The organism is Shewanella ulleungensis, from assembly GCF_014648315.1.
GTDB lineage: Bacteria > Pseudomonadota > Gammaproteobacteria > Enterobacterales > Shewanellaceae > Shewanella > Shewanella ulleungensis.
Map to the genome: position 1 here is coordinate 1 of NZ_BMQW01000030.1, position 1,443 is coordinate 1,443.

The 1,443-nt window shown below is 51.8% G+C and carries 1 rRNA gene; it reads left to right on the forward strand.

Going from position 1 to position 1,443, the window contains the following annotated elements:
- A 23S ribosomal RNA gene (locus IEY40_RS20070) occupies window positions 1-1,399 on the forward strand; the annotation flags it as partial.
- Between the last annotated feature and the right edge of the window lie 44 nt (window positions 1,400-1,443).

Sequence of the window (1,443 nt, forward strand, 5' to 3'; positions counted from 1 at the left end):
TGAGAATGCTGAGAGCTGATGACGAGTCACTAAGGTGATGAAGTAGTTGATGCCATGCTTCCAGGAAAATCTTCTAAGCTTCAGGTTAGTAGGGATCGTACCCCAAACCGACACAGGTGGTCGGGTAGAGAATACCAAGGCGCTTGAGAGAACTCGGCTGAAGGAACTAGGCAAAATGGTACCGTAACTTCGGGAGAAGGTACGCTCCTGACGGTGATGAGACTTGCTCTCTAAGCTGTTGGGAGTCGCAGATACCAGGTGGCTGCAACTGTTTATCAAAAACACAGCACTGTGCAAAATCGCAAGATGACGTATACGGTGTGACGCCTGCCCGGTGCCGGAAGGTTAATTGATTGGGTTATCGCAAGAGAAGCTCATGATCGAAGCCCCGGTAAACGGCGGCCGTAACTATAACGGTCCTAAGGTAGCGAAATTCCTTGTCGGGTAAGTTCCGACCTGCACGAATGGCGTAATGATGGCCACGCTGTCTCCAGCCGAGACTCAGTGAAGTTGAAATTGCGGTGAAGATGCCGTATACCCGCGGCTAGACGGAAAGACCCCGTGAACCTTTACTATAGCTTGGCACTGAACATTGAACCTACATGTGTAGGATAGGTGGGAGACTTTGAAGCAGCGACGCTAGTTGTTGTGGAGTCAATCTTGAAATACCACCCTTGTAGTTTTGATGTTCTAACCGCGGCCCCTAATCGGGGTTCGGGACAGTGCCTGGTGGGTAGTTTGACTGGGGCGGTCTCCTCCCAAAGAGTAACGGAGGAGCACGAAGGTTGGCTAAGTACGGTCGGACATCGTACGGTTAGTGCAATGGCATAAGCCAGCTTAACTGCGAGACATACACGTCGAGCAGGTACGAAAGTAGGTCATAGTGATCCGGTGGTTCTGAATGGAAGGGCCATCGCTCAACGGATAAAAGGTACTCCGGGGATAACAGGCTGATACCGCCCAAGAGTTCATATCGACGGCGGTGTTTGGCACCTCGATGTCGGCTCATCACATCCTGGGGCTGAAGTCGGTCCCAAGGGTATGGCTGTTCGCCATTTAAAGTGGTACGCGAGCTGGGTTCAGAACGTCGTGAGACAGTTCGGTCCCTATCTGCCGTGGGCGTTGGATGATTGAAGGGAGCTGCTCCTAGTACGAGAGGACCGGAGTGGACGAACCGCTGGTGTTCGGGTTGTCATGCCAATGGCATTGCCCGGTAGCTACGTTCGGAATCGATAACCGCTGAAAGCATCTAAGCGGGAAGCGAGCCCTAAGATGAGTCATCCCTAGAGCTTTAAGCTCTCTAAAGGGCCGTAGGAGACTACTACGTTGATAGGCAAGGTGTGTAAGCGTTGTGAGGCGTTGAGCTAACTTGTACTAATGACCCGTGAGGCTTAACCATACAACCCAGATGGGTTTTACTGACCTTAGTGGTTAGAATAGAGC